Annotated in this window: 24 protein-coding genes and 1 tRNA gene; 9 read left to right on the top strand and 16 right to left on the bottom strand. The window is 43.1% G+C overall.

The genetic code is table 11. The features are described from left to right. Positions 1 to 127: 127 nt before the first annotated feature. The 6 genes from gcvP to ACNOGP_RS16500 form a co-directional block, all read right to left on the bottom strand. Positions 128 to 2,977: an aminomethyl-transferring glycine dehydrogenase gene (gcvP, locus tag ACNOGP_RS16525; protein WP_195628522.1), complete on the bottom strand. Its 2,850-nt coding sequence runs from the start codon at positions 2,975 to 2,977 to the stop codon at positions 128 to 130. A 20-nt stretch (positions 2,978 to 2,997) separates the two neighbouring features. After that, entirely contained in the window at positions 2,998 to 3,636 is a 639-nt protein-coding gene (locus ACNOGP_RS16520; RefSeq protein WP_055279521.1) for an MBL fold metallo-hydrolase, read from the bottom strand. A 40-nt stretch (positions 3,637 to 3,676) separates the two neighbouring features. Continuing rightward, positions 3,677 to 4,297 carry a 16S rRNA (guanine(527)-N(7))-methyltransferase RsmG gene (gene rsmG, locus ACNOGP_RS16515; RefSeq protein WP_007753169.1) on the bottom strand — a complete coding sequence of 207 codons (621 nt, stop codon included), beginning with the start codon at positions 4,295 to 4,297 and terminating at the stop codon, positions 3,677 to 3,679. 23 nt (positions 4,298 to 4,320) lie between these two features. After that, positions 4,321 to 5,172 carry a DUF3298 domain-containing protein gene (locus ACNOGP_RS16510; protein WP_418213238.1) on the bottom strand — a complete coding sequence of 284 codons (852 nt, stop codon included), beginning with the start codon at positions 5,170 to 5,172 and terminating at the stop codon, positions 4,321 to 4,323. A gap of 152 nt (positions 5,173 to 5,324) precedes the next feature. Continuing rightward, entirely contained in the window at positions 5,325 to 5,558 is a 234-nt protein-coding gene (locus ACNOGP_RS16505; RefSeq protein ID WP_143869336.1) for a YecH family metal-binding protein, read from the bottom strand. A gap of 75 nt (positions 5,559 to 5,633) precedes the next feature. Beyond that, entirely contained in the window at positions 5,634 to 6,719 is a 1,086-nt protein-coding gene (locus tag ACNOGP_RS16500) for a metallophosphoesterase (protein WP_186967525.1), read from the bottom strand. Between the two features lie 197 nt (positions 6,720 to 6,916). Here ACNOGP_RS16500 and ACNOGP_RS16495 point away from each other — a divergent pair, with 197 nt between their 5' ends. From ACNOGP_RS16495 to ACNOGP_RS16480, 4 genes are all read left to right on the top strand, one after another. After that, positions 6,917 to 7,315 carry a hypothetical protein gene (locus tag ACNOGP_RS16495; protein ID WP_143869332.1) on the top strand — a complete coding sequence of 133 codons (399 nt, stop codon included), beginning with the start codon at positions 6,917 to 6,919 and terminating at the stop codon, positions 7,313 to 7,315. 124 nt (positions 7,316 to 7,439) lie between these two features. Next, positions 7,440 to 9,662: a TonB-dependent receptor gene (locus ACNOGP_RS16490; RefSeq protein ID WP_418213237.1), complete on the top strand. Its 2,223-nt coding sequence runs from the start codon at positions 7,440 to 7,442 to the stop codon at positions 9,660 to 9,662. Between the two features lie 72 nt (positions 9,663 to 9,734). Further along, the gene (locus tag ACNOGP_RS16485; protein ID WP_186967528.1) at positions 9,735 to 10,058 is read left to right on the top strand and encodes a heavy-metal-associated domain-containing protein; all 324 of its coding nucleotides are present in this window, start codon (positions 9,735 to 9,737) and stop codon (positions 10,056 to 10,058) included. Between the two features lie 96 nt (positions 10,059 to 10,154). After that, positions 10,155 to 12,365, top strand: a complete 2,211-nt coding sequence (locus ACNOGP_RS16480; protein WP_418213236.1) for a heavy metal translocating P-type ATPase — start codon at positions 10,155 to 10,157, stop codon at positions 12,363 to 12,365. Positions 12,366 to 12,498: 133 nt separating this feature from the next. Here the strand turns inward: ACNOGP_RS16480 and ACNOGP_RS16475 are convergent, their stop codons facing one another. Then, positions 12,499 to 13,338, bottom strand: a complete 840-nt coding sequence (locus ACNOGP_RS16475) for a helix-turn-helix domain-containing protein (protein ID WP_143869262.1) — start codon at positions 13,336 to 13,338, stop codon at positions 12,499 to 12,501. Positions 13,339 to 13,404: 66 nt separating this feature from the next. Between ACNOGP_RS16475 and lipB the strand changes: the two genes are divergently transcribed. Beyond that, a complete protein-coding gene (gene lipB / locus ACNOGP_RS16470) occupies positions 13,405 to 14,088 on the top strand; it encodes a lipoyl(octanoyl) transferase LipB (protein WP_418213235.1) in 684 nt (227 codons plus the stop codon). Here the strand turns inward: lipB and ACNOGP_RS16465 are convergent. The 7 genes from ACNOGP_RS16465 to ACNOGP_RS16435 form a co-directional block, all read right to left on the bottom strand. Continuing rightward, positions 14,045 to 14,962, bottom strand: coding sequence for a PorV/PorQ family protein (locus tag ACNOGP_RS16465; RefSeq protein ID WP_186967530.1), 918 nt, complete (start codon positions 14,960 to 14,962; stop codon positions 14,045 to 14,047). The genes lipB and ACNOGP_RS16465 overlap by 44 nt on opposite strands. A 14-nt stretch (positions 14,963 to 14,976) precedes the next feature. After that, the gene (locus ACNOGP_RS16460; protein ID WP_418213234.1) at positions 14,977 to 15,747 is read right to left on the bottom strand and encodes an N-acetylmuramoyl-L-alanine amidase-like domain-containing protein; all 771 of its coding nucleotides are present in this window, start codon (positions 15,745 to 15,747) and stop codon (positions 14,977 to 14,979) included. Between the two features lie 6 nt (positions 15,748 to 15,753). Further along, entirely contained in the window at positions 15,754 to 17,742 is a 1,989-nt protein-coding gene (locus ACNOGP_RS16455; protein WP_007759912.1) for an OPT family oligopeptide transporter, read from the bottom strand. Between the two features lie 104 nt (positions 17,743 to 17,846). After that, the gene (locus ACNOGP_RS16450; RefSeq protein ID WP_418213233.1) at positions 17,847 to 18,242 is read right to left on the bottom strand and encodes a DUF1573 domain-containing protein; all 396 of its coding nucleotides are present in this window, start codon (positions 18,240 to 18,242) and stop codon (positions 17,847 to 17,849) included. Positions 18,243 to 18,341: 99 nt separating this feature from the next. Beyond that, positions 18,342 to 18,947, bottom strand: a complete 606-nt coding sequence (locus tag ACNOGP_RS16445; RefSeq protein ID WP_418213232.1) for a DUF4923 family protein — start codon at positions 18,945 to 18,947, stop codon at positions 18,342 to 18,344. After that, positions 18,944 to 19,549 carry a ribosome biogenesis GTP-binding protein YihA/YsxC gene (yihA, locus tag ACNOGP_RS16440; RefSeq protein ID WP_418213231.1) on the bottom strand — a complete coding sequence of 202 codons (606 nt, stop codon included), beginning with the start codon at positions 19,547 to 19,549 and terminating at the stop codon, positions 18,944 to 18,946. The genes ACNOGP_RS16445 and yihA overlap by 4 nt, the downstream gene beginning before the upstream one ends. Then, positions 19,540 to 20,994, bottom strand: a complete 1,455-nt coding sequence (locus ACNOGP_RS16435) for a sodium:solute symporter (protein WP_418213230.1) — start codon at positions 20,992 to 20,994, stop codon at positions 19,540 to 19,542. The genes yihA and ACNOGP_RS16435 overlap by 10 nt, the downstream gene beginning before the upstream one ends. 90 nt (positions 20,995 to 21,084) lie before the next feature. Between ACNOGP_RS16435 and recR the strand changes: the two genes are divergently transcribed. Genes recR through ACNOGP_RS16420 form a run of 3 tightly spaced genes read left to right on the top strand, consistent with a single transcriptional unit; the run spans position 21,085 to position 22,721 of the window. Continuing rightward, positions 21,085 to 21,702: a recombination mediator RecR gene (recR, locus tag ACNOGP_RS16430; protein WP_007759921.1), complete on the top strand. Its 618-nt coding sequence runs from the start codon at positions 21,085 to 21,087 to the stop codon at positions 21,700 to 21,702. 27 nt (positions 21,703 to 21,729) lie between these two features. After that, positions 21,730 to 22,179, top strand: coding sequence for a hypothetical protein (locus ACNOGP_RS16425; protein WP_418213229.1), 450 nt, complete (start codon positions 21,730 to 21,732; stop codon positions 22,177 to 22,179). A gap of 5 nt (positions 22,180 to 22,184) precedes the next feature. After that, on the top strand, positions 22,185 to 22,721 hold the full coding sequence (locus tag ACNOGP_RS16420; protein ID WP_007759923.1) for a GNAT family N-acetyltransferase: 537 nt from the start codon (positions 22,185 to 22,187) through the stop codon (positions 22,719 to 22,721). A gap of 37 nt (positions 22,722 to 22,758) precedes the next feature. Here the strand turns inward: ACNOGP_RS16420 and ACNOGP_RS16415 are convergent, their stop codons facing one another. Both ACNOGP_RS16415 and ACNOGP_RS16410 read right to left on the bottom strand, forming a co-directional pair. Continuing rightward, positions 22,759 to 23,349 carry a YqgE/AlgH family protein gene (locus ACNOGP_RS16415; RefSeq protein ID WP_143869273.1) on the bottom strand — a complete coding sequence of 197 codons (591 nt, stop codon included), beginning with the start codon at positions 23,347 to 23,349 and terminating at the stop codon, positions 22,759 to 22,761. 94 nt (positions 23,350 to 23,443) lie between these two features. Next, positions 23,444 to 24,760, bottom strand: coding sequence for an aminotransferase class I/II-fold pyridoxal phosphate-dependent enzyme (locus ACNOGP_RS16410; protein WP_418213228.1), 1,317 nt, complete (start codon positions 24,758 to 24,760; stop codon positions 23,444 to 23,446). 156 nt (positions 24,761 to 24,916) lie between these two features. Between ACNOGP_RS16410 and ACNOGP_RS16405 the strand changes: the two genes are divergently transcribed. Further along, positions 24,917 to 24,990: transfer RNA gene (locus ACNOGP_RS16405), tRNA-Asp, on the top strand.

Raw genomic sequence — 24,990 nt, 5'->3', positions numbered from 1 at the left:
TTGGACTTATCTTCTATGTTACGAGGCATAAGCCTTGGGGAAACCAATGTTTCTCCAAGGCTTCAGTTTGTTTGCCCCCTTGGCTTATAGAAATAAGCCCACGCCTCAAGGAATGTGAGCCCCGGGCTTACTCAAAGGTACCATAGCGAGTGGGTAGCAACTTACGGTCTCCCAATGTGTTGTCTACACGTGCTACATTTACCCAGAATTTATTATCGCGTACACTCTCTATCGGATAAGCTGCCTTCTCACGTGTGTAGGAATGCTCCCAACGGTCATTCACAACCTCGTATTCCGGATGCGGCGCGTTAGCCAATACATTATCGTTCTTGTCCGCTTCGCCATTCTTCACTTCCTGAATCTCTTTCCAGATATTCAGCATGACAGCTACGAAGTTATCCAATTCCGCCAAACTCTCGCTTTCCGTAGGTTCAATCATCAATGTGCCGTGAACAGGGAATGAGAGGGTAGGGGCATGATAACCGTAGTCCATCAAACGCTTGGCGATGTCATTTTCGGAGATACCGGTCTCTTCGTACACTTTGCGGCATTCCAGAATCATCTCATGGCCAACAAAACCATTTGCTCCACGATAGACAATGCCGTATGTGTCTTTCAGACAGGCAGCCAGATAGTTGGCGTTCAAGATCGCTATTTTAGTAGCCTGGGTGAGTCCTTCCGTACCCATCATCCGGATATATCCGTATGTAATGGGGAGAATACCCGCACTACCGAACGGAGCGGACGATACCTGATTCTGTGTATTGCCGAAGATACCGTGTCCGGGCAGGAAAGGAACCAGATGTTCTGCTACACAGATAGGGCCTACTCCCGGACCTCCGCCACCGTGTGGCGAGGCGAATGTCTTATGAAGATTCAAGTGGCAGACATCCGCGCCGATGAATCCCGGATTGGTCAATCCCACTTGCGCGTTCATATTGGCTCCATCCATATATACTTGCGCTCCGCAAGCATGGATAATGTCGCAGATCTCTTTTATTTCCGTTTCAAATATACCGTGGGTGGAGGGATAAGTGATCATCAGCGCAGCCAATTCCTCCTTGTTCTCTTCGGCTTTGGTACGTAAGTCATCCATCTTCACATTTCCGTGCTCGTCGCACGCGCAGGTGATTGTTGTAAATCCCGCTTGGATAGCCGATGCAGGATTCGTTCCATGAGCCGATGCGGGTATCAATATCTTGTTCCGGTGTCCTTGACCTATACTTTCCAGATAGGCACGAATAACGCGAAGGCCCGTATATTCTCCCGCAGCCCCCGAATTCGGTTGTAGGCTGACGCCGGCGAAGCCGGTAATAATCTTCAAGTCGTCACTCAAATTCCTTATAAGTTCACGATACCCTTCCGCCTGGTCTTCCGGAACTAACGGATGCATTCCCATAAACTCGGAACGGCTTAAAGGTAACATTTCTGCGGCTGCATTCAGCTTCATGGTGCATGATCCGAGAGAGATCATGGATTGTGCCAATGAGATATCCTTTCGATCCAAGCGTTTGATATAACGCATCATTTCCGTTTCCGTATGATATTTGCTGAACACTTCATGGGTAAGGAAAGGAGTCGTACGTTTCAAGGCTTTGCTGATCGTACTTCTTTCCGGGATGTCGTCTACCTTCTGATAGTCCTTTCCGGAGGCAATGGCGAAAATGGAAAGCAGCACATTAACGGCTGCAATATCCGTTGTTTCGTCAATACTGAAACCTACGTCTCCGTTCTCGTAATACCTCAGATTAACTTCCTTGCTAAGGGCAATCGTGCGAATCTGTTGTGCGGAAACGTGTTCGGGCAGTTCAAAACGCAGTGTGTCGAAATATTGCGCATTTACTTGCGTGTAACCGAATTTCTTCAGTTGCTTGTCGAGAAACACTGTGATACTGTGGATGCGGGAGGCAATGGTCGAAATCCCTTCCTGTCCGTGGTAGACTGCATAGAAGCCTGCCATTGTGGCCAGCAGAGCCTGTGCCGTGCATATGTTTGAGGTCGCTTTTTCACGTTTGATGTGCTGTTCGCGAGTCTGCAATGCCATCCGGTAACAGAGTTTTCCATATTTATCTTTAGACCATCCGATGATTCGTCCCGGCATATTCCGCTTATACTCATCCCGTGTGGCGAAGTAGGCTGCAGACGGACCGCCATAGAACATGGGCGTACCTAAACGTTGCGTCGTTCCAAACACGATGTCCGCTCCCCATTCTCCCGGAGGAGTCAGCAGGGCAAGGCTTAGGATATCGGCAGCAACAGCCACTTTGCATTCTGCCGTATGCGCTTTCTCTGTGAATGCGGCATAGTCTTCCACATTTCCGTTGGAATTGGGATATTGCAAGAGGCAGGCGAATATTTCCGGTGAAGGTTCGAACTCTTTATATTTGCCGACACGCAGTTCGATACCTTGAGGAACGGCACGTGTTGTCATGACAGCCAATGTCTGCGGGAAAATATTTTCGTCCACGAAGACTACATTGGCGCCGGACTTTTGTTGTGCGCGTGAGCGGAGGGCATACATCATACTTACGGCTTCGGCGGCGGCAGTACCTTCGTCGAGCAATGAGCAGTTGGCTAGCGGCATGGCGGTGAGGTCACATACGGCAGTCTGAAAGTTCATCAGTGCTTCCAGACGTCCCTGTGATACTTCCGTCTGATAAGGAGTATAAGAGGTGTACCACACCGGATTCTCGAATACATTCCGTTGAATGACGGCGGGAGTAATCGTATTATACCAACCCAATCCAATATAGGTCGTATAAAGTTTGTTTTTACCAGCCAATGTGGCTATGTGTTTTCCAAATTCGTATTCCGTCAACGGACTAGTCAATGCAAGCGGCTCTTTCAGTCGGATATTGGCAGGAATTGTTTTGTCAATAAGTTCGTCTAATGATTCTACGCCAATCTTGCGAAGCATTACGGCTGTGTCTTGTTCATTGATGCCGATGTGACGGCTAGCTAACAAATCGGTTTTCATAATTTGTGGGGGATTATATTTTATCTAAAAAAAGGGTTTTCTGCTTTTTCCATTCCGATGGTCGTAGGAGCACCGTGTCCCGGATATACGACGGTTTCGTTAGGGAGTACGAACAGACGGCTGCAAATGTGCTCTATCAGTTCGTCGAAATTGCCTCCTGTAAGGTCTGCACGTCCGATACTGCCTTGAAACAGGACATCACCGGAAAACATACAGTTCTCTTCTTTGCAATAGTACACCAGACTGCCGGGAGAATGGCCGGGCACATGGATTGCTTCCAGTTGGGTATGTCCGAAGGTGATAATATCTCCATCATGCAAGTATTTGCCCAATGGCACAGGGGCTTCCTGCAACTGAAAACCGAACATCCTACTTTGCTTCGGTGCTTCGTCGATCCAATATTCATCCGCTTTGTTTGCTTCTGCCGACAGACCGAACTCTTTGAGCATGAACGGGTTTCCGAAAATGTGATCCAAGTGTAGATGAGTATTCAGCAGATGTTTCACGTTCAGTTCATTTGATAGAATGAATTTTTTTAGTACCTGCTTTTCTTCTTCGTAGAAGCAGCCCGGATCGATTACAACCGCTTCCTTTGTTTCATCCCATAAAACATAACAGTTTACGGGAAACATATTAAACTCAAATCTCTTTATTTTCATGGTTCTCTATGATTTATCTTATATATCAAGCATATAGTTTCTAAATCGGAACATATACCACTTTTTTGGTTTCAAAGAACTCTTCCTTAAAATTGTCACTTAGGTTGTGAATGACCGTCTTATGTTTGAAAGGCATTGTTTCGTGTTCCAGCTCACCGCCTTTAAGGCAGATCAATCCGTTTGGCAACGCATTCTGCTGTTTGGAAGAAATGTTTTTCTTGATAATCTTTATCAGATCCGCCAGAGGCATGACTGCACGGCTGACAACGAAATCGAACATTCTCTTCTCTTCTTCGGCACGGGCATGGCGGAAAGTGACATTTTTCAATCCGATGGCATTCGCCACTTCAGTGGCTACGCGCACTTTCTTACCGATACTGTCGACCAGATGAAATTGGGTTTCCGGAAATAATATTGCTAAAGGAATGCCCGGAAAACCTCCGCCCGTACCTAAATCCATGACACTGGTGCCGGGACGGAATTGAATTACTTTTGCAATGCCTAACGAATGGAGCACATGATGTTCATATAAATTCTCGATATCCTTACGTGAGATAACGTTGATTTTTGAATTCCAATCGATGTAGAGGTCATATAGAGCTGCAAATTGTTTACGCTGCTCTTCTGTCAGATCAGGAAAATATTTCAGTATGATTTCCACTGCTGTTTCGTTTTTTATGAAGTTTAATCTTTTAGTTCTCCCAGAATCGGGTTACTGCCTAATAAATGCTCCATCATCGGGAACGGCACGGTCACTTTCACAGGACCCATAGCGTATGGAGTGATATCATAGACATTGTAATAGAAAGTTATCCCTTCTTTGCTTAAATAGAAATTTTCGGTTGGAGTGATGTCTCCGGTAGAAGCATAGCCCATATCTTCCAATGCTTCGTGAGTCGTCACTTTATTATCAGCCATGAGCTGGTTCCATATTAAGTCGGTCAGCGCATCTTTATATTCTCCTACGAAGATGTCATCGAGACGGAGCGGGCGCATCAGTGTGAGGTCCATATTCAGATAGGTAGTCATGTAAATGCCGTGTGCGCCTCCGGTATATTCGTTATAGTCGATGCGATATACAAGCAAGTCCTTTTCATATAGTTGTACATGGCTTTCTATACCTTTATAATATGAATACCAGGCACCGATGGAGGATTCGTCCTCTTTGTCTTTTTCGTCTTCGGCATACATCGGTTCCAGATCACGGCGATACTCGTTGACATAATTCTCTGTATATTGCTTTATAACCTCCTCCGGCTTTTCTCCGATATACTTGTCGCCGAAACAAGCGGATATGAAATAGGCATTCAGACTGTCTTTCAGCATATCATCCGTTGACTTGTCGGAATAGGTGAAATTGATGATGATGTTACATGCCGGTTTGGCTGTATCATTAAAGAGGTGTGCCGTCTCATTTACCCGGATACTGTCGAACTGTAACGCACCTGTGTTTTTGTTCACCTTGTCATGACAAGAAAAGAAAAAGCCGCTTACCGAAAGTATAATAGCAAGCAAACTGACATATTGTTTTTTCATACTCGTTTTTTCTATAAATTCTACATTTGTTCTATCATTCACTATTGACAAATATAGATGAAATTCATGAATCGGACGAATAAAAACAGAAAAATATTCAGGTATTCGCTCTTTCGGTAAGCTGCTTTTCTTGTAGAGTGCGGAAATGAGGCTTAGTGGTTGCAGACTTTACTTATGTCTACTGTAAACCCATTTTCTACCGGCATGAATTTTCCTTTCTTCTTCAGAAATTCGATGAGGGTATCCACATCCATATCTTCTGCCGAACAGGCATAGAAATGTTGTTGTTCACCGAACTGTTGAATGATTGCTTCCCGTAATGATGCTTCCGAGTAGCTATTGCCTTCCATCATGTGGAGGACTTCATGAGCATGTAATTGTTCCATAATCTTTTTTTTCTGCAAAGATAAGGCAGAGATTGCCCGGAGTTTGTAACATATGTGACAATGTTATATTAATATTCATTGAAAATTGAAAATAACCATTTCGCCATGTGTCCCTATTCTGAAAGGTGGTCCCCATAGAGACAGTCCGGAAGATACATATATATGCGTGTTTCCCCATTGGCGATAACCGTGGCTTTGCTCGAATATATAATCAGTCACCCAATTGATAGGCCATATTTGTCCGTGGTGTGTATGCCCGCTGAATTGCAAGTCGATGCCGGCAGCTTCCGTTTCTTTCAGGTTAAAAGGTTGATGATCCAATAATATGGTAGGTTTGCTCTGATCGACACCTGCCATTAACTCTTGCAGGGAACGACGCTTGCGGTTATGACGGTCGTCACGTCCTATCAGTTGTATGCCGTTAGGAAGTGTAACTACCGAATCGCGCAATAACTGTATAGGAGTGTGTTTTATATATCGGATACTTTCATCAATACCACTGATGTATTCGTGATTGCCGGGCACCATGTAGATGCCCATAGGAGCTTTCAAGTCAGCCAGTTCTTCCGCCATATTCTCTGTATAAAGAGGTACGACACTGCTGTCAATCAAGTCACCACTAATCAGTATAAGGTCAGGACGTTGCGCATTGATCATTTCCACATATCCTTTTAATGCTGCTTTCCCTGTACCGTTTCCCAAATGAACATCACTGATAGCGACGATTTTAATTGCTTGGGTAGTATCTTTATATTGTTTCCCGGTTAAAATGCTGACTACATTGGTTTCCGGATGGTGATAGTTGTAGACTCCATATCCCAACAATGCCAATGTGAATAGCAGGGATAAATGAAATCTATATTTACAAACGACTTTAAATAATCTCAAGATGTCAAACACAAGCAGGAGTAAAGCCATGTATAAAGTAAATATCAACCAACTTGTTCCGATGATGTACATTGAATGGGAGATAAATGCAGGCATTGCAAGATTACGAGCCGACATTGTAACGAAAAAGGATAAGGCGCATCCCCAGAATAAAACGGTTAAGAGTATTTTCGCCCCAAGAGATTTAACTTTCAGAGCTTGTCTTGCTCTGATAAATATATAGGCATTGCCTGCCAGATAAAGTGTGACAATAAGGAGTAGATATGTAAGCATAATGTTTACTTGAAAATCAACGAATTTATTCGGGGCAAAGATAGGTCTTATTGTTGAGTAAAAAGAGTTAATTGTGCTGATATGACTCTAAAATACCCAAATAATGACCGAGAGAATCTATTTGTAATGGGGATTGAATCTTAATAACGAAAACATATAGGAAAAGTCTGTTTTTATTTCTATCTTTGCCCCCTGAAATGAAAAGACTAGCCTACATATCCGTACTGTTTCTTTCTCTTCTGATTATCTATTCAGGAGGGGGAGTCTCTATTGTACATTATTGTTGTGCCCGTTGTGAAACGGTGCAGAGCTGTTGTGATACAGGTTGTCCGAAGTGTAAAAAGACTCATACTTGTGATTCAAAAAAAGGTTGTAACGATAAGGGTTGTACAGCTACTATCTATAAGCTCGATTTGATGAAACATACTACTGAACTGACAACATCAGCTTTAGTAGTCGATCTTTTGTGTGAGCATTTTTGCTATCTGTTGACTCCGACTTATGCGGATAAACCGGTAGAATATGATAGTCTGACCTCTCCGCCACCTCTCTGTTCGAGGCAGAAGCTGGCGCTATATTCCACTTATATTATTTAGCCACTATTTCTTTCTTATTTATTCCTTTGCTTTCTATCGAATATGGAAGTAAAGCGAAACTGAATGCAACTAAGTTGCATGAGAAATAAATTAATTTTGTATCTCGAAAGTAACTTTAGAAAGAATGAAATATATGATAATAGGACTGTTCCTGTTATTTGCCGGTAATCTATATGCGCAAGTACGGGGAACAGTGAAAGATAGTACCGGGGAGGCTATTCCGGGTGCAAATGTGTTCTGGATGAATACAGGACAAGGAGTGACAACTAAGGAAGATGGTAGTTTTTCTATTGTAAAACCTTCCAAAAGCCACATGTTAATAATCAGTTTTATTGGTTTCCAGAATGATACCATTCATGTGAGCAGTAAAAATCAGCAGTTGGATATTGTGCTTCGTGATGGAGTGGAATTGAATGAGGTGAATATTGTCACTCGCAAACTGGGAACGATGAAATTACGCAGTAGCGTGATGAATGAAGATATGATAAGCAGTGCTGAATTGAGTAGAGCTGCTTGTTGTAATCTGGGTGAAAGTTTTGTGACCAATCCTTCGGTAGATGTGAGCTATTCTGATGCAGCAACAGGGGCCAAGCAGATTAAATTGTTGGGACTGTCCGGCACTTATGTGCAGATGTTGACGGAAAACATTCCGAATTATCGTGGGGCAGCTTCTCCTTATGGACTAGGTTATGTTCCCGGTCCGTGGATGCAGAGTATACAAGTTTCCAAAGGAACGTCTTCAGTAAAGAATGGTTATGAAGCCATCACCGGACAGATTAACGTGGAATTTAAGAAGCCGCAGTTGCCGGAAGCCGACTGGGTATCTGCCAATCTTTTTGCAAGCACTACCAACCGGTATGAAGCCAATGCAGATGCTACATTAAAAATTTCCAAACGATGGAGTACTTCTTTATTGGCACATTATGAGAATGAGACTAAAGCGCATGATGGCAATGATGACGGATTTGTGGATATTCCTCAAGTAGAGCAGTATAATGTGTGGAACCGATGGGCATATATGGGCGACCATTATGTTTTTCAGGCAGGTATCAAAGCTCTTTCCGAAACACGTACCAGCGGACAGGCCAATCATGGAGGGGCAATGTACTCCGGTGATTTATATAAAGTGGGGATTGATACAGAACGTTATGAATTCTTCACCAAGAATGCTTACATATTTAATAAGGAGAAGAATACGAATCTGGCTTTGATTCTTTCCACCACTTTGCACAATCAGGATGCTACGTATGGACGCAAACTGTATAATGTGGATCAAACCAACGTTTATGCTTCGCTGATGTTTGAAACGGAATTTAATCCGCAGAACAGCTTTTCTGCAGGATTAAGCTTTAATTATGATGCTTACGACCAGCATTATCGTTTGGAGAATAATACGGATAATCCTCTCAAAGCTTTTGAAAAGGAAGCCGTTCCCGGTGCATACGTGCAATATACGTTGAACCTGAATGATAAATGGATGGTGATGGCGGGCTTGCGTGGAGACTACAGTAACGAACATGGTTTCTTTGTGACTCCGCGTGCACATCTTAAATACAATCCGAATGATTATGTGAACTTCCGTCTTTCTGCCGGAAAAGGGTATCGTACCAATCATGTGCTGGCAGAAAACAATTATCTGCTTTCCAGTAGTCGTAAGGTAGAAATAGCTAAGAATCTGGATATGGAAGAAGCATGGAATTATGGTGCCAGTGTATCTACTTATATTCCCATATTCGGCAAAACGCTGAATGTAAATGCAGAATACTATTACACAGATTTCTTGAAACAAGTAATAGTGGATATGGATAGCAACCCTCATGAAGTGGCTTTCTATAATTTGAATGGACGTTCTTACTCGCATGTATTCCAGGTGGAAGCAAGTTATCCTTTCTTCAAAGGATTCACCTTGACAGGAGCTTACCGACTCACGGATGCAAAAACGACTTACAAAGGAGTGCGAATGGAGAAACCTCTAACCAGCAAATACAAAGGCTTGCTCACTGCTTCTTACCAGACTCCGCTGGGGATTTGGCAGTTTGATGCAACACTGCAACTAAATGGTGGAGGTAGGATGCCTGCTCCTTATGAATTGGGAGATGGACAGTTGTCCTGGGAACGTCGTTATGGTAGTTTTGAGCAGTTGAGCTTACAGGTGACACGTTACTTCCGCCGCTGGTCTATCTATGTAGGAGGCGAGAACCTGACCAATTTCAAACAAAAGAATCCGATTGTCGATGCGGCAAATCCTTGGGGAAGCAACTTTGATTCCACTATGATATGGGGACCGGTACACGGGGCAAAAGGATATATCGGAATACGTTTTAATTTAGCTAGGAATAGTGAGTAAAAACTAGGAATAGTGAGTAGTGAAACGATCACATAGAAAATAAAGAATACTAATTTTAAACTGATAGGAAAAATGAAAACAAAAAGATGGATGGCCACTTGCGTGGTGGCTCTTTTGAGTGTAGCAGCTGTATTGGCAAAAGATATTCGTGTAGTTGTATTCAAAGTGTCCCAGATGCATTGTGAGAAATGCGAAAAGAAAGTAAAAGATAATATGCGCTTTGAAAAAGGATTGAAGGATATTGCAACTGAAGTAAAAGCCAGGCTGGTAACTATCACGTATGATGCCGAGAAAACAAATGTAAAGAAGTTACAGGCAGGGTTTAATAAGTTTAAGTATGAAGCTGAATTTGTAAAAGAAACAAAGAAAGGTGATCAAAAGACTGATAAGAAGTAATTGAACAAATACCAGTGTTAGCTTGTTTCTATAAATAAACAATTGTTCTTTCCCGACTCCTTTTAAGGGGTCGGGAAAGGCATAAACTATAATTATATGGGTAACACAATAAAGAAGGCATTTCCTGTACTTAATATGCACTGTGCAGGATGTGCTAATAATGTAGAAAAAACAGTGAAAAAATTGCCGGGAGTTATCGAGGCTTCCGTTAATTTTGCTACCAATACGTTGACCGTTTCTTATGAGAAGGATCAGCTGACTCCCGGAGAAATCCGTGCGGCTGTGCTTGCGGCAGGTTATGATCTGATTGTGGAAGAAGCCCACAAGGAGGAACGCCGGGAAGAGGAGCAGCATAAGCGTTACACTCGTTTGAAGTGGAAAGTGATTGGGGCTTGGATTTTGGTAGTGCCGTTGCTGGTATTTTCCATGATACTGATGCATGTACCCTACTCTAATGAGATTCAGATGGTACTTGCTATCCCTGTCATGGTCTTTTTCGGAGGTGGTTTCTTTACCGGAGCTTGGAAACAGGCTAAACTGGGACGGAGCAATATGGATACACTGGTTGCACTTAGTACTTCCATTGCTTTTCTGTTCAGTCTGTTCAATACGTTCTTCCCCGAATTTTGGTATGCTCGTGGATTGGAACCGCACGTTTATTATGAGGCTTCTGCGGTGATTATCGCTTTCGTTCTTACCGGAAAATTGATGGAGGAACGTGCTAAAGGCAATACCTCGACTGCTATTCGCAAGTTGATGGGAATGCAGCCTAAAGTAGCCCGGGTTCTGCGCAATGGAGTGGAAGAGGAGATCTTGATCGAGAACCTCCAGATAGGTGATATGGTTGTTGTACGTCCGGGAGAACAGATACCGGTGGACGGTCAGCTTTCCGAAGGCGATTCCTATGTTGACGAAAGTATGATTAGTGGTGAACCGGTTCCGGTAGAAAAGAAGAAAGGCGATAAAGTCTTGGCAGGAACGATCAACCAGCGTGGCTCGTTTATCATACATGCCACACAGGTAGGTAGTGAAACGGTGCTTGCCCGCATCATTTCCATGGTGCAGGAAGCACAGGGCAGCAAAGCTCCCGTGCAACGTATCGTCGACCGCATTACCGGAATTTTCGTACCTGTCGTATTGGGGATTGCTATCCTGACATTTGTTTTATGGGTTGCCATCGGTGGCAATGAATATATCTCTTATGGCATTCTGTCGGCTGTTTCTGTCCTTGTAATTGCTTGTCCATGTGCTTTGGGACTTGCTACGCCTACTGCATTGATGGTGGGAATAGGCAAAGCTGCCAGCCAGCATATTCTGATTAAAGACGCGGTAGCTTTGGAACAAATGCGTAAAGTGGATGTCGTTGTACTGGATAAAACCGGAACATTGACTGAAGGACACCCTACTGCTACCGGATGGTTATGGGCACAATCGCAGGAACCTCATTTCAAAGATGTGCTTTTAGCTGCAGAAATGAAATCGGAACATCCGCTTGCCGGTGCTATCGTGTCTGCTCTTCAGAACGAGGAGAAGGTAAAACCCGCTGCATTGGACAGCTTCGAGAGTATTACGGGAAAAGGAATCAAGGTCTCTTATGAGGGACATACCTATTGGGTAGGTAGCCATAAGCTCCTAAAAGATTTCAGTGCGACAGTAAATGATGTGATGGCTGAAATGCTGGTTCGCTATGAATCGGATGGCAATGGTATCATCTACTTTGGACGCGAAAATGAATTATTGGCTATCATTGCCGTTTCTGACCCGATAAAGGCTACTTCTGCCGAAGCGGTAAAAGAACTGAAACGTCAAGGTATTGACATCTGTATGTTGACGGGTGACGGGCAGCGGACGGCATTAGCTGTTTCTTCCCGTTTAGGAATCGAACGTTTTGTCGCTGACGCTCTGCCGGATGATAAGGCCGAGTTTGTGCGTGAGCTTCAAATGCAGGGAAAGAAAGTCGCTATGGTAGGAGATGGCATCAACGATTCGCAGGCTCTGGCATTGGCTGACGTGAGCATTGCCATGGGGAAAGGAACTGATATTGCTATGGACGTAGCTATGGTAACTTTGATGACATCGGATTTATTGCTGCTTCCTAAAGCTTTTCAGTTGTCAAAGCAGACGGTCAAATTGATTCATCAGAATCTTTTCTGGGCGTTTATTTATAATTTGATCGGCATTCCTATTGCTGCCGGTATTTTGTTCCCATTGAACGGTTTGTTATTGAATCCGATGTTGGCAAGTGCTGCAATGGCCTTCTCCAGTGTGAGTGTAGTGCTCAATTCATTGAGCTTGGGAAGAAAATGAGTAAGCGACTGTACAAAGAAAACAAATTGTAAGTAAATAATAAACGGTGAATACTTTGCGGATCATGCGCAACTTGTTCACCGTTCATTTTTGGGGATTCTATAATTTTATCCTCTATCGCTCTTCGTAGGAATTATCTGTTCCTGAATTCCAATGGTGTCATTCCTACGTACCGCCTAAAATACTTACCAAAGAATGAGGCGCTGGGGAAATTTAGAGAATAAGCTATCTCTTGGATAGTCATATTAGTTCCTTTCAGTTTCGCCTTGGCGTCCATGACCACAATATACGCAATGGTATCCAGCACACTTTTGCCTGTCACTTGTTTTACGGTTGTACTTAGATGTTGAAGCGATATTCCTAGTTTATCTGCGTAGAATTGTGCACGACGTTCATCTTTATAATTCTCGGTGATGGCTTGAATCAATTCCCGGCAAATTTCCTTTTTACGGTTCGAACTATTGTTTTCACCCGGAAATTTACGATATATCAATCGTATGCTTGTCAAGATAGTCTGAAGAGATAATTCAACCAATTCAGAATCCATTTCAAAGTTTTCATTACAACTGACACGCGATAATAGAGCAAAATAGTCTTTCAGATAGCTGGCTACTTCTTCATTGAGAGGGATTACCGGCTGTTCTATCAGTTTTGGATATTCATTACCGATGTTTTTCATCAGATTGATTCGTCCGGCACAATAGGCGGAAAAACCGGCAAAGCAGAGACATACTTTTTCTGTTTTCTCCCGAAATTGGATGATTGTTCCCGGTAATAATGTTATCAGGTCATTCGGACGGATTTCATAATCAAGCAGATTGATGGAGGCTTTCATCGAGCCTTCAGTGCAGATGGCAACAATACATGCCTGCAACCGACAAGATTGCTTATAGATATTGAGAATGTCTTCCGTAACATTCGTCCATGCTAATACTTCGGTAGGCAAGTCTACCTGTGGGAAGTCCATTTTCATAGTTGCGTTTGTTATATTTACAGTGCAAAAGTACATATTTTCTTTTTATTTCTTACCTTTGTTTTTATGAAAACAACTTTTATCGATTGGAATTTAATACCGTATGCCGAAGCGTGGCAACGGCAGGCGGAGTGGTTTGACGGTGTAGTTCGGGCAAAAGCCCAGAGTGAAGTCTATGAGAACCTCGTTATTATGTGTGAGCATCCACACGTTTATACATTGGGGCGCAGTGGAAAAGAAAATAATATGTTGCTGAGTGATGAGCAGCTAAAGGCGATTGGCGCTACTCTTTATCATATAGATCGGGGAGGGGACATCACTTATCATGGTCTCGGACAGTTGGTGTGTTATCCGATATTGAATTTGGATGAATTTGCATTAGGACTAAAGGAATATGTTCATTTGTTGGAAGAAGCGGTGATACGTGTATGTGCATCTTATGACATTGAAGCGGGGAGGTTGGAGAAAGCTACAGGCGTATGGTTGGAGGGTGATACCCCTCGTGCCCGTAAGATTTGTGCGATAGGAGTAAGGAGCAGTCATTATGTTACAATGCACGGGTTGGCATTGAATGTAAATACGGATTTACGGTATTTCAGTTATATTCACCCTTGCGGGTTTATTGATAAAGGCGTCACTTCTCTTCGTCAGGAATTGAAACGTGAGATACCTATGGACGAAGTGAAGCAGCGCCTTGAAAATGAACTTAGAAAACTACTCCGAATCCCAGTTGCCAAGTCTGGTGCATAAGGCAATCCTTATCGGCCAGTGCATAAGAGAAATCAACGCGCATTGGCCAGAAATTAATTCCACAACCCAGCGTACCATAGTTGCCTATTCCTTTATCATTGTCTCCGAAATGGTATCCTGCGCGGACTACTCCATATTTCAGGAAGTTATATTCGGCTCCTATTCCTGCTTGCAAATGCCGGATTTCGGAAGGAAGAAGATAGTTGAAGTCAAGTGCTACTTGCAAACGATTCTCCATGCTGAATGGAAGGTCGACACTACCTCCCAATCCCAATCGTGCAGGCAATTTCTGACCATCCAGCTTTTTGCCCAGGTTGGCGGCTTGGAAACCGATAGACCAAGAAGCCATTCCATCCAGAAGATCCGTATTCCGATAATAGGTGGCACCAAAGTCAAGAGCGACACTGCTCTTGCTATCTGCTTCCTTTGCTACTTTTTCTTGCAGATATCTGAATGTCAATGACAGTGATAAGTTCTTGGCTACATTCCTGAAGTAGGCAGCTTCCAAATCCCATATACGGGGACGGTAATCCATTATTTTAGGATCCTTGAAGTGGCGGAATCCCAAAGCAAATCCATGAATACCTTCTCTTCCGATCCGATAGAAAAGAGATGCGCTGTGCAGCGCACAGTCCTTGTTGATATCAGCGTATGAATAACTAGCGCCCATTGCTTCCTGTGAAAAAGCGATTGTAGAGGCGTTATGAAAGATAGCTGTGCTACCGTTATCGGTGATAGCTAATCCTGTACCTGCCATACCTGCCGATTGGGCATCCGGAGTAAGTTCCAGAAAGTTGGCATTTGCCATTTCTTGTGCTCCCAGCAAAGCGGGGAATAAGCACGAGGCTAGAAGGAAATGTTTAACTCGTTTCATAATTCGTTATTTTTTTAGTGAGACATTCGGACAACACGTATACCTGTCCACGATTTATTATTGTTAAGCATATGATTGAGGGGATCATCACTGACAACTACTTTTCCCAGTGTAGAGGAAGCATGTAGCAGATGCAGTTTCCCTTTTATATATTGCGCTATCCCAACGTGAGCAATGTCCAGTCCGGGAAGTTTCGTTGTGATGGCGATAATATCTCCGTCCATAATCCAGGATAATCCATTCTCCGGTAATTCGCTTTTCGGCAGCCAATGTACGATTTTCCCGGATAATGCTTTCTCGTATTCGGTCATTCGGGTTACGTTTTCCGGAGAATTGGCTAGCTTTTTATATAGTGTTGGGTGAGCGGACATATAAGAGAGGTTTAATTGAAGAGTTTGTACGCTGTTCTCTACCGTCACATCCGTAAGGAATCCTTGACGGATACCATTCTCGATCCAATCGGAGGTGTAATGCAAACGGGAAGGATATCCGTCGATAATTCCATCTCTGTAGCGTATCTTTTGCAGGTTCTCAGTAAAAGAAGAGCCGAGAGCTTGCGCCAGTGTGTATTCTACAAAAGTGAGGCAATCCACTGCATCGGTCCGGATAACCAACTCTTCTTCTCCATCCCGGTCTAGCGTATTGGCCACATATTTGGTTCCCAAATAAGACTTTCCGATTTGCAGCATCGTTCGAGAGTCCTGCGGAGTGAGCTCCGCAGGCTGTTGTTGGGCAAAAGTCATTACACTTATAAACGATACTATGACGGATAAAAGTCTCCTCATGTTTGCTTATTTAATTTTCATTGAGGCTTTGATGAAATAGAGAATCAGCAGGGCGTATGCTCCTAATGCCAACACTTCCGACCAAGTATTGTTCAGCCATGCTTCGTTCACCAAGTTGATTCCACCGAAGCGCATCGCGGCACTGATAACCCCCATTAACGCACCACCGGCAATGAAACCGGAAGCCAGCAATGTTCCTTTTTCTCCTCTTTCCGTATTGATAGTCGAATCTTTGCTGCGGCTGGTCACAAACCAATTGACAGCTCCGCCTACAACCAACGGCACATTCAGTTCCAATGGAATAAACATACCTAGTGCGAAAGCTAATGCAGGAATCTTGCAAAGAGTCAGAATAATCGCTAAGACAGCACCGATGCCATATAATAACCAAGGTGCGCCTACACCACTCATCAACGGTTCGATAACAGCAGCCATCGCATTTGCCTGTGGAGCAGCTAATGCTCCGCTCGTAAATCCGTATGTCTTATTCAGGATAATCATTACACCGCCTACTGTTGCAGCCGATACAATTGTTCCCAAGAACTTCCAGGTCTCCTGTTTGGCAGGAGTACTTCCCAGCCAATAACCGATTTTCAAGTCGGTAATGAAACCTCCGGCCATTGAAAGCGCAGTACACACCACACCGCCCATCACTAATGCTGCAACCATGCCTGAAGGGCCTTTCAGTCCTACGGCTACCATCACTACAGAAGCCAGAATCAGTGTCATCAATGTCATACCCGATACGGGATTTGTACCGACAATTGCAATCGCATTGGCGGCTACCGTAGTGAACAGGAAAGAAATACCTGCAACTAGAAGAATCGCTACCAATGTGTGTAGCAGATTTCCTTGCATTACATCAAAGTAGAAGAACAGTACGATGAGTATCAAAGTGATGATAGAACCGATTGCAATAATCTTCATCGAGAGATCCCGTTGTGTACGGATAATGTTTTTCTCTACATTACCTTTACCGCCCATCTCTTTGGCAGCCAGCCCAACTGCACTTTTAATGATTCCCCATGAACGGATGATACCAATGACACCTGCCATAGCAATACCGCCGATACCGATGCTCTTAGCGTAATATTTGAATATTTCTTCCGGACTCATCATTCCTACAGTAGATGTAATCTCCGGATTCCATGCATTCAGCACACTGTCTCCCCAAATAGCGGACATTCCCGGAATGATAATCCACCATACAGCCAATGAACCGGCGCAGATGATGGAAGCATATTTTAATCCGACTATATAACCTAATCCCAATACGGCAGCTCCGGTATTTACCTTGAATACCAGTTTGGCTTTTTCCGCCAGCATTTCTCCGGCACTGCACACACGGGTCGTAAAATTCTCATTCCACCAACCGAATGTGGCTACGATAAAGTCATATAGTCCACCAATCATTCCCGCCATCAGCAAGGGTTTGGCTTGGCTTCCGCCTTTTTCTCCGGAGATCAATACCTGCGTGGTAGCTGTCGCTTCAGGAAAAGGGTATTTGCCATGCATATCACTTACGAAATATTTCCGGAAAGGAATCAGGAACAGGATTCCCAATACACCACCCAGCAGGGAACTGATGAACACCTGCATGAAGGTAACCGTCATCTCTGGATATTTTGCCTGAAGGATATAAAGAGCAGGAAGTGTGAAGATCGCTCCGGCCACAATCACTCCGGAACAAGCTCCGATAGACTGGATAATAACATTTTCTCCTAACGCATTTTTTCTTTTGGCAGCTCCGGAGACTCCTACAGCAATAATGGCGATAGGAATAGCCGCCTCGAATACTTGTCCTACCTTTAATCCCAGATAGGCTGCGGCGGCTGAGAAGAGGATTGCCATAGCAATACCCCATGCTACCGACCAGAAGTTAACTTCCGGATAATTTTTTGAGGGACTCATCAACGGGTTGTATACTTCCCCCGGTTTCAATTCTCTAAACGCATTCTCGGGCAACCCGGTGAATTTGTCTTCTTCTTGTTTCATAGTTTTATAATTTGCTAATGTGTCAATTTACGTTTCCGTCTTCAAAGTAAACAAAAAAAAAGGAGAACCGAAAGATTCTCCTTTATGTAATAGCCTAAAATTTTTTATTTAGCGTCTTTTGCTACCATATCGCCCTCAATATACAATCTTACCATCTCTGTTTTGGCGTTGGTACGCAAAGTGATTGATTTCTTGAAATGTCCCGGATATTTGCCTGTTCCGTTATAAGTCACTTTGATTGTACCTTTTTTGCCCGGCATGATAGGTTCTTTCGTATATTCGGGTACAGTACATCCGCATGAAGCTACCGCCTGGTGGATTACCAAAGGAGCGTCACCGATATTAGTAAAGGTAAATGTACAACTAACTACCGGACTGTTTTCTGAGAACTTGCCGAAGTCGTGAGTTGTTTTGTCAAACTTAATATCTGCATTGGTTTGAGCAGATGCAAAACTTACCCCCATTACTAACAAAGTCATAAAAAAAAGTATCTTTTTCATTTTTCCTTCTCTTTTTTGATTACAAGTGCCAAAGGTAATGCTTTTTCCCTTAAAATATACTTTATAGAGTGCGAAATAGTATTAAACGGCTTGTATTTGCTATTTGGCAAGCTCGAATCCAAGCATCATTCCGTCATAGTTATCGGCCAGAGAGCTAACGGTTTTGAGTGCGGTACTGTTGCTTTTACTACCGATAAACGCCATTAGTTTTAGCAATTTATCCGAGTTGAATAACAATTCCAGTGAATTAGAACTGCAATTCACTTTAGCGTGCAGGTTCAGCAATCGCAAATATTTCAAGTCCACTTGTTTGGTGGAAGCATTGTAGGAGTAAGTTCCTTTCAATGTTTTCTTTCCCACTGTGCTGGTGAAAGTACTGTCTGCATTGAACGTGAAACTCATTTGCCCGTCCTTAATGCCAATCTTGCTCAACTGCTCGTTCAACTTGTTTTCCGCCATTGTCGCTGCGGCTGCACCTCCTGCTTTCATCAGCAGATTATCCGATTCGAACTCGACGGCTGAGCTTTTGTAACTCCATGTTCCGGTCATGTCGATCGTCTCAGTGTTTCCTGTAATGGCGTTCACAACTTTTGAGATGTTGTCCTTATTCAATAAGTCCGCCCATGATTGTGCCCGGCTGTTAGTTGCCGTCAGCATAAATACTACCATCAAGGTAGCAGATAAAAAAATCTTTTTCATTTTCATTTTATATTGAGATCTTTGTTTATGTTTTCTATATAATCAAGTATTTCTGTCCGTCCGGTGTGGTTTTCCGAAGAAGAAATAAAGTAGGGAGGGAGTTCTTCCCATTGTTTGCTCAGTTCACGGAGATAAGCATTGATATTCATCTTCAATCGTCCACCTTTCAGTTTATCGGCTTTGGTGAAAATGATAGAAAAAGGAATGCCGTTTTCCCCCAGCCATTCCATGAATTCGAGATCAATCTTTTGAGGTTCCAAGCGACTGTCTATTAATAGAAAAAGGTTTGTCATCTGCTCCCGTTCAAGAATATAATCCTCGATTATCGTGCGTATCTGGTCTTTCCCTTTCTGACCGCGACGGGCATAGCCATATCCCGGAAGATCGACAAGATACCAGTTTTTATTAATCAGGAAATGGTTGATAAGCATCGTTTTTCCCGGAGTGGCGGAAGTCATAGCCAATCCCTTGCGGGCGGTCAACATATTGATAAGACTCGATTTTCCTACATTAGAACGACCGATGAAAGCATATTCGGGAAAAGTGCCTGCCGGACATTTCTTCACGTCTGTATTGCTAATCACAAATTCTGCGCTTGTTATTTCCATTTTTTAGTCATTTGTTTCTTTGACATCAATATTAGCCCTGCAAAGGTAAGTGTTCCATTTAACATTAGCAATTCATAACCGAATTTATATCCGGTTTCTTTTCCAATCCACCAATCGGCGAGGTAACAGAGTAGGGGTGAAAGGATAGCTATCAACGGAACCCACCGATCGTTGGTTTGTCTGCGGGTAAAAAGTCCGAAAGCGAACATTCCTAACAAGGGACCGTAAGTATAAGAAGCGATGATATAGATCGCGTCAATTACACTTTTATTGTTTAGAATTTCTACGAGGTAGATGAAGAAGGCCAGTAGGACTGAAAGCGATAAATGTACCTTATTCCTTTTACGGCGCGCCGTTTCTTCACTGTCTTTTTCCGTATTCAGCAAATCCACGCATACGCTGGTTGTCATCGCCGTCAGTGCGGAGTCTGAGTTGCTGAAAGCGGCTGCGATAATACCGATTGTAAAAAGTATCAGAACGGGTTGTCCCAGATAACCTTGCGCTGCAAACATGGGTAAAATATCATCATTCATGGCAGGTAATGCCAATTGCATTTGTCCGGCTAATGTAATCAGTAATATTCCCAGACACAAGAATAGAAAGTTTAGCGGAATAAATGAGAATCCGTAACAATACATATTCTTCTGTGCTTCGCGAAGATTACGGCATGACAGATTCTTTTGCATCATGTCTTGATCGAGTCCGGTCATTACAATCACGATGAAGATACCGCTAAAGAACTGTTTAAAGAAATTTTGCCGGGATACCCAATCATCCATGACAAAAATTCTGCTGTGTTCATTGTGCTGAATGGTCTGAATAATGCCGCTAAAATCCAGACCTAACTCTTGAATTGTAAAATAGATAATAAAAATCAGTGCTGCTATCAGACAGAAAGTCTGCAAAGTGTCTGTCCATACAATTGTTTTTATTCCACTTTTGTGGGTATACACCCATACTAAGGCAACCGATCCGACAGCGATTATCCAAAAGGGGATATACATCTCCTGAAATACATAAGTGTGGAGAATGAGACAAACCAGATAGAGTTTGGCTGCCGTTCCCAACATACGCGACAATAAAAAGAAAAACGAGCCAGTACGATAGGCGCACGTTCCGATGCGTGTGCCGAGATAGCCGTATATACTTGTCAAGTTGAGTTTATAATATAAGGGAAGCAATATATGCGCTACCACCATATATCCGAAGAAAAAGCCGAATACCGTCTGCATATATGTCATATCCATGCCGCGCACCATGCCGGGAACAGAAACGAAGGTCACCCCGGAAATAGAGGCGCCGATCATGCCAAAAGAAACCACATACCAAGGAGATTTGTTCTCTCCCTTGAAGAACGCTGCATTCGATCCGCCTTTATATCCGGTGATACGGGCTATTAATAATAATACCGCAAAGTAGCATATTATAGTGACAAGTATCATCATATCGACTGCAAAGGTAGTGTTTTTTGTAGGTATTATAACAATAATCTGTATCTTTGCGCCAAAATATCGATAGAACCGTAATTATTATCTATGAATCAACAATATCCTTCCATATTACTCGAAAAGGCGGTCGGTGAATTTTCCAAGTTGCCGGGTATAGGACGTAAAACGGCCATGAGGCTTGTTTTGCATCTGCTTCGTCAGGATACGGCCACCGTAGAGGCTTTCGGAAATTCCATCATGACATTGAAACGAGAGGTGAAGTACTGTAAGGTATGTCATAACATATCTGATACTGAAATTTGCCAGATCTGCGCCAATCCACAACGGGATGCTTCCACTATTTGCGTAGTAGAGAATATCCGCGACGTGATGGCGGTAGAAGCAACCCAGCAATATCGGGGGCTCTATCATGTTTTAGGAGGAGTCATTTCTCCAATGGACGGAGTGGGACCGAGCGACCTTCAGATTGAAAGTCTGGTGCGGCGGGTATCCGAAGGAGGAATTAAGGAGGTTATTCTGGCTTTGAGCACAACGATGGAAGGAGATACTACCAATTTCTATATCTATCGTAAATTGGATAAACTAGGGGTTAAACTGAGTGTGATTGCGCGTGGCATATCCGTTGGAGATGAATTGGAATATGCCGATGAAGTAACTTTGGGACGTAGTATTGTGAACCGGACTCTTTTCACCGGAACTGTATAATTTAATATTTAGAAATTTAGAACGAACATGGAAGAACAGATAAAACGTGCTGTCAGGAATTTGAATATAGGTTATGTTTTCTTTTGGGTATTTCCGGCTTTTCTGCTTGGAGCAGGGGAGTTCGATCTTTTGCCCGTAGGAAATCTAGTAGATAATGTACAGGCTACTTATTATTTTGAGACTATCGGCATTCTGTTGACGGCACTTTGCGTACCTCTTTCTTTGAAGCTATTCAGCTTGGTGCTCAAAAAGAAAATAGATAATATGACTATTACGCTCGCGCTGAAACATTATGTGCAATGGAGCATTGTCCGATTGGGAATACTTGAAGTCGCCATTGTAGCCAACATCCTATGTTACTATTTGACATTAAGCAGTACCGGCAATCTTTGTATGCTCATTGGCTTGACGGCTTCTCTTTTCTGTCTGCCCAGTGAGAAAAGATTACGTAACGAACTTCACATCACAAAAGACTAAAGCGCATGAAACAATCTTATCTAACAAACGAGCGCATCTATCTTCGTGCAGTAGAGCCGGAAGATATGGATATTATGTACGAGATGGAGAATGATCCTTCTATGTGGGATATCAGCAATTTCACAGTCCCTTATTCCCGTTATGTACTGCGCCAATATATCGAAGGCTCACAATGTGATGTCTTTGCAGACAAGCAATTACGCTTGATGATCGTGAGTAAATCCGATCATGACATACTAGGCACTATTGATATTACTGATTTTGTTCCACTCCATTCGCGTGGAGAGGTCGGTATTGCCGTACATAAAGACTATCGTCGGCAAGGCTATGCAACCGATGCGCTGAAGCTACTTTGCGAATATGCTTTCGGTTTTCTGTCCTTAAAGCAGCTCTATGCACACGTGGCAGTGGACAACGAGGTCTGTCTGAAACTATTTGCATCGTGTGGCTTTACCCAATGCGGACTCTTAAAGAACTGGTTACAGGTAGAGGGATGCTATAAAGACGCCGTACTTCTTCAATGTCTGAATCCCCGAAAATAACTGAATCCTTATAAGATAGGTGATGAAAGCCTAAATGTCAGTTTAACGTAGGCACTTGTGGAAAACGTGACCACGTTTCATACTTGCTGCCTAGCTTTTCCAAAGCCTCTTTCCACATATCTTTGGTGTCGTTTCTCATCAGATATGAGTTCTCTTCTTCGGATACCAGCCATGTGTTTTCCTTTATTTCATTATGTAACTGATTGCTTTCCCAACCGGAATATCCCAAGAAAAAGCGGATACATTCACTCACTTTATTCCCTTGCAATATATATTTCTTTATTTCTTCAAAATCACCGTTTAGGAAAAGCCCCTTACTGACAGGGATAGAACCGGGAATTTTCTCTAGAGTATGGAGGTAGAATAAAGTATCAGTCGCTACAGGACCACCCTTGTAGAGAGGTATTTCATCCAAATACTTAAATTCCATGATAACATCATTGAGAAGCAGTGGCAATTGTTTATTGATGACCAATCCCATAGTTCCTTCCTCCGTATGATCGACCAGTAGAATTACGGATCTGCCAAACGTCGCATCGCGTAAAAAAGGTTCGGATATCAAAATCTTTCCTCTTGACGGCAACACATTATTCGATTGAATCTTAAATATGTCCAGGTCGATATTCATGCCCCTAAGTTAATAAAAAAAACGGAATAACTATCGTTATTTCCGTTTTTTTTGATTTAGCAGGGTGCTTTTATGAATATCTTACCGCAAACGGTCAGGCTACCGGATGATTTTCTGCAAATAATCTCATTCTTTCATCAAGTTGTGCATATTGATGGTCTTTAATAAAAGAGGTACACGCGCGCAAACCTTCCTGATGGCTTCCGGTAGTCACTAATGAGATAGCGCTTACACCGTAGTACATCAGCTCCTTGGCAAGCTCACCGCTAGTCATTCCCGGATATCCGATTGTGAAATAAAATCCGTCTGCAATAGGATCGCCCAAGTCATTGTCATATACCAGATGGAACCCGTGATGCAGGAAGATATCTTTCAACTTCTTCGCTCTTTCACCATATATTTTCACTTCATTGAGGAAATTGTATTGTCCTTCATTAGCAGCTTTCAGCATCGCAGCCATAGCGAACTGTGCAGAATGACTCGTTCCGGAAGAAAGTGCATAGAGCACCCGATGAATGAAGATAGTCCCGAAAGTTCCGCCGCCGTACCGTTTTGTCAGTCCCGGATAACTTCTGTGATATAACTTGTCGGAAATACAACTTACACCGATACGTTGTCCGGCATAGCTGAACGCTTTCGAACCGGAAATCAACAAGACATAATTATCCGTATAATGAGCTACCGACGGCTGGTAAGGAGCCTGATACGGCTTGCTCAAATCCTGACGGAAGTCCATTGCGAAATAGGCCAGATCTTCCAGTACAATCACATCATATTGCGTAGCCAGTTCACCGATAATCCTCAACTCTTCATCTTTCAAGCAGATCCAACTAGGATTATTGGGGTTTGAGTAGATGATTGCGGATATATTGCCTTTCTTCAAATAACTCTCCAATTTTTCTTTCAATTTGTCGCCTCGGTAATCGTATACATCGAATGTCTCGTATTTCTGTCCCATCACACCCAACTGCTGCTTCTGCACCGGAAAACCGGGATCGATAAACAGAATCGTATCTTTCTTTTCATCACATTGGCTGCAAGTAAGGAAAGAAGCGAATGTGCCTTGCATAGAACCGGTAACAGGCACACAGCCTTCCGGGCTTAAATCCACATTAATAAATGCCTTGATAAAGTTAGAAGCCTCCTTTTTCAATTCGGGCAGTCCGTTAATGTCCGGATATAGGCTGGCTATCCCTTTTTGTAGCGCTTCAACCTCTGCTTTCACCCCAACGGCAGAAGGAGGAAGTCCCGGAACACCCATTTCCATCTTAATAAACTCAACCCCTGATGCGGCTTCCGCTTTTGAAGCAATAGCTTTCACTTCACGAATGGTTGCCTTAGAAAAATCGACAATTTGAAACTCATTTATGGTTTCATCAATCAGATGTCGTTCAATTGGTGTATTTTTCATTCTATTTTCTATTTTATGTAATAGCTGCAAATGTACACGATAATTCTTAATAAACCCACTTTTTCAGAAAAAAGATATGAAAGCTATTGTAGGTTTCAAAAAAATATCTACCTTTGCATCCGCAATCAAGAGGATTGTGATTGTCAAATGATATTTGGTGCGTTAGTTCAGTTGGTTAGAATACATGCCTGTCACGCATGGGGTCACGGGTTCGAGTCCCGTACGCACCG

Origin of the sequence: Bacteroides difficilis (assembly GCF_048319815.1) — a bacterium.
GTDB classification, from domain to species: Bacteria; Bacteroidota; Bacteroidia; order Bacteroidales; family Bacteroidaceae; genus Bacteroides; species Bacteroides zhangwenhongii.
This window is presented reverse-complemented; position numbering and strand designations above follow the sequence as displayed.

Bases quoted from the DNA above. Each gene is read 5' to 3' on its own strand.
- gcvP (WP_195628522.1), bottom strand. From the start codon at position 2,977: ATGAAAACCGATTTGTTAGCTAGCCGTCACATCGGCATCAATGAACAA.
- ACNOGP_RS16520 (WP_055279521.1), bottom strand. From the start codon at position 3,636: ATGAAAATAAAGAGATTTGAGTTTAATATGTTTCCCGTAAACTGTTAT.
- ACNOGP_RS16510 (WP_418213238.1), bottom strand. From the start codon at position 5,172: ATGAAAAAACAATATGTCAGTTTGCTTGCTATTATACTTTCGGTAAGC.
- ACNOGP_RS16505 (WP_143869336.1), bottom strand. From the start codon at position 5,558: ATGGAACAATTACATGCTCATGAAGTCCTCCACATGATGGAAGGCAAT.
- ACNOGP_RS16500 (WP_186967525.1), bottom strand. From the start codon at position 6,719: ATGCTTACATATCTACTCCTTATTGTCACACTTTATCTGGCAGGCAAT.
- ACNOGP_RS16495 (WP_143869332.1), top strand. From the start codon at position 6,917: ATGAAAAGACTAGCCTACATATCCGTACTGTTTCTTTCTCTTCTGATT.
- ACNOGP_RS16490 (WP_418213237.1), top strand. From the start codon at position 7,440: ATGAAATATATGATAATAGGACTGTTCCTGTTATTTGCCGGTAATCTA.
- ACNOGP_RS16485 (WP_186967528.1), top strand. From the start codon at position 9,735: ATGAAAACAAAAAGATGGATGGCCACTTGCGTGGTGGCTCTTTTGAGT.
- ACNOGP_RS16480 (WP_418213236.1), top strand. From the start codon at position 10,155: ATGGGTAACACAATAAAGAAGGCATTTCCTGTACTTAATATGCACTGT.
- ACNOGP_RS16475 (WP_143869262.1), bottom strand. From the start codon at position 13,338: ATGAAAATGGACTTCCCACAGGTAGACTTGCCTACCGAAGTATTAGCA.
- lipB (WP_418213235.1), top strand. From the start codon at position 13,405: ATGAAAACAACTTTTATCGATTGGAATTTAATACCGTATGCCGAAGCG.
- ACNOGP_RS16465 (WP_186967530.1), bottom strand. From the start codon at position 14,962: ATGAAACGAGTTAAACATTTCCTTCTAGCCTCGTGCTTATTCCCCGCT.
- ACNOGP_RS16460 (WP_418213234.1), bottom strand. From the start codon at position 15,747: ATGAGGAGACTTTTATCCGTCATAGTATCGTTTATAAGTGTAATGACT.
- ACNOGP_RS16455 (WP_007759912.1), bottom strand. From the start codon at position 17,742: ATGAAACAAGAAGAAGACAAATTCACCGGGTTGCCCGAGAATGCGTTT.
- ACNOGP_RS16450 (WP_418213233.1), bottom strand. From the start codon at position 18,242: ATGAAAAAGATACTTTTTTTTATGACTTTGTTAGTAATGGGGGTAAGT.
- ACNOGP_RS16445 (WP_418213232.1), bottom strand. From the start codon at position 18,947: ATGAAAATGAAAAAGATTTTTTTATCTGCTACCTTGATGGTAGTATTT.
- yihA (WP_418213231.1), bottom strand. From the start codon at position 19,549: ATGGAAATAACAAGCGCAGAATTTGTGATTAGCAATACAGACGTGAAG.
- ACNOGP_RS16435 (WP_418213230.1), bottom strand. From the start codon at position 20,994: ATGATGATACTTGTCACTATAATATGCTACTTTGCGGTATTATTATTA.
- recR (WP_007759921.1), top strand. From the start codon at position 21,085: ATGAATCAACAATATCCTTCCATATTACTCGAAAAGGCGGTCGGTGAA.
- ACNOGP_RS16425 (WP_418213229.1), top strand. From the start codon at position 21,730: ATGGAAGAACAGATAAAACGTGCTGTCAGGAATTTGAATATAGGTTAT.
- ACNOGP_RS16420 (WP_007759923.1), top strand. From the start codon at position 22,185: ATGAAACAATCTTATCTAACAAACGAGCGCATCTATCTTCGTGCAGTA.
- ACNOGP_RS16415 (WP_143869273.1), bottom strand. From the start codon at position 23,349: ATGAATATCGACCTGGACATATTTAAGATTCAATCGAATAATGTGTTG.
- ACNOGP_RS16410 (WP_418213228.1), bottom strand. From the start codon at position 24,760: ATGAAAAATACACCAATTGAACGACATCTGATTGATGAAACCATAAAT.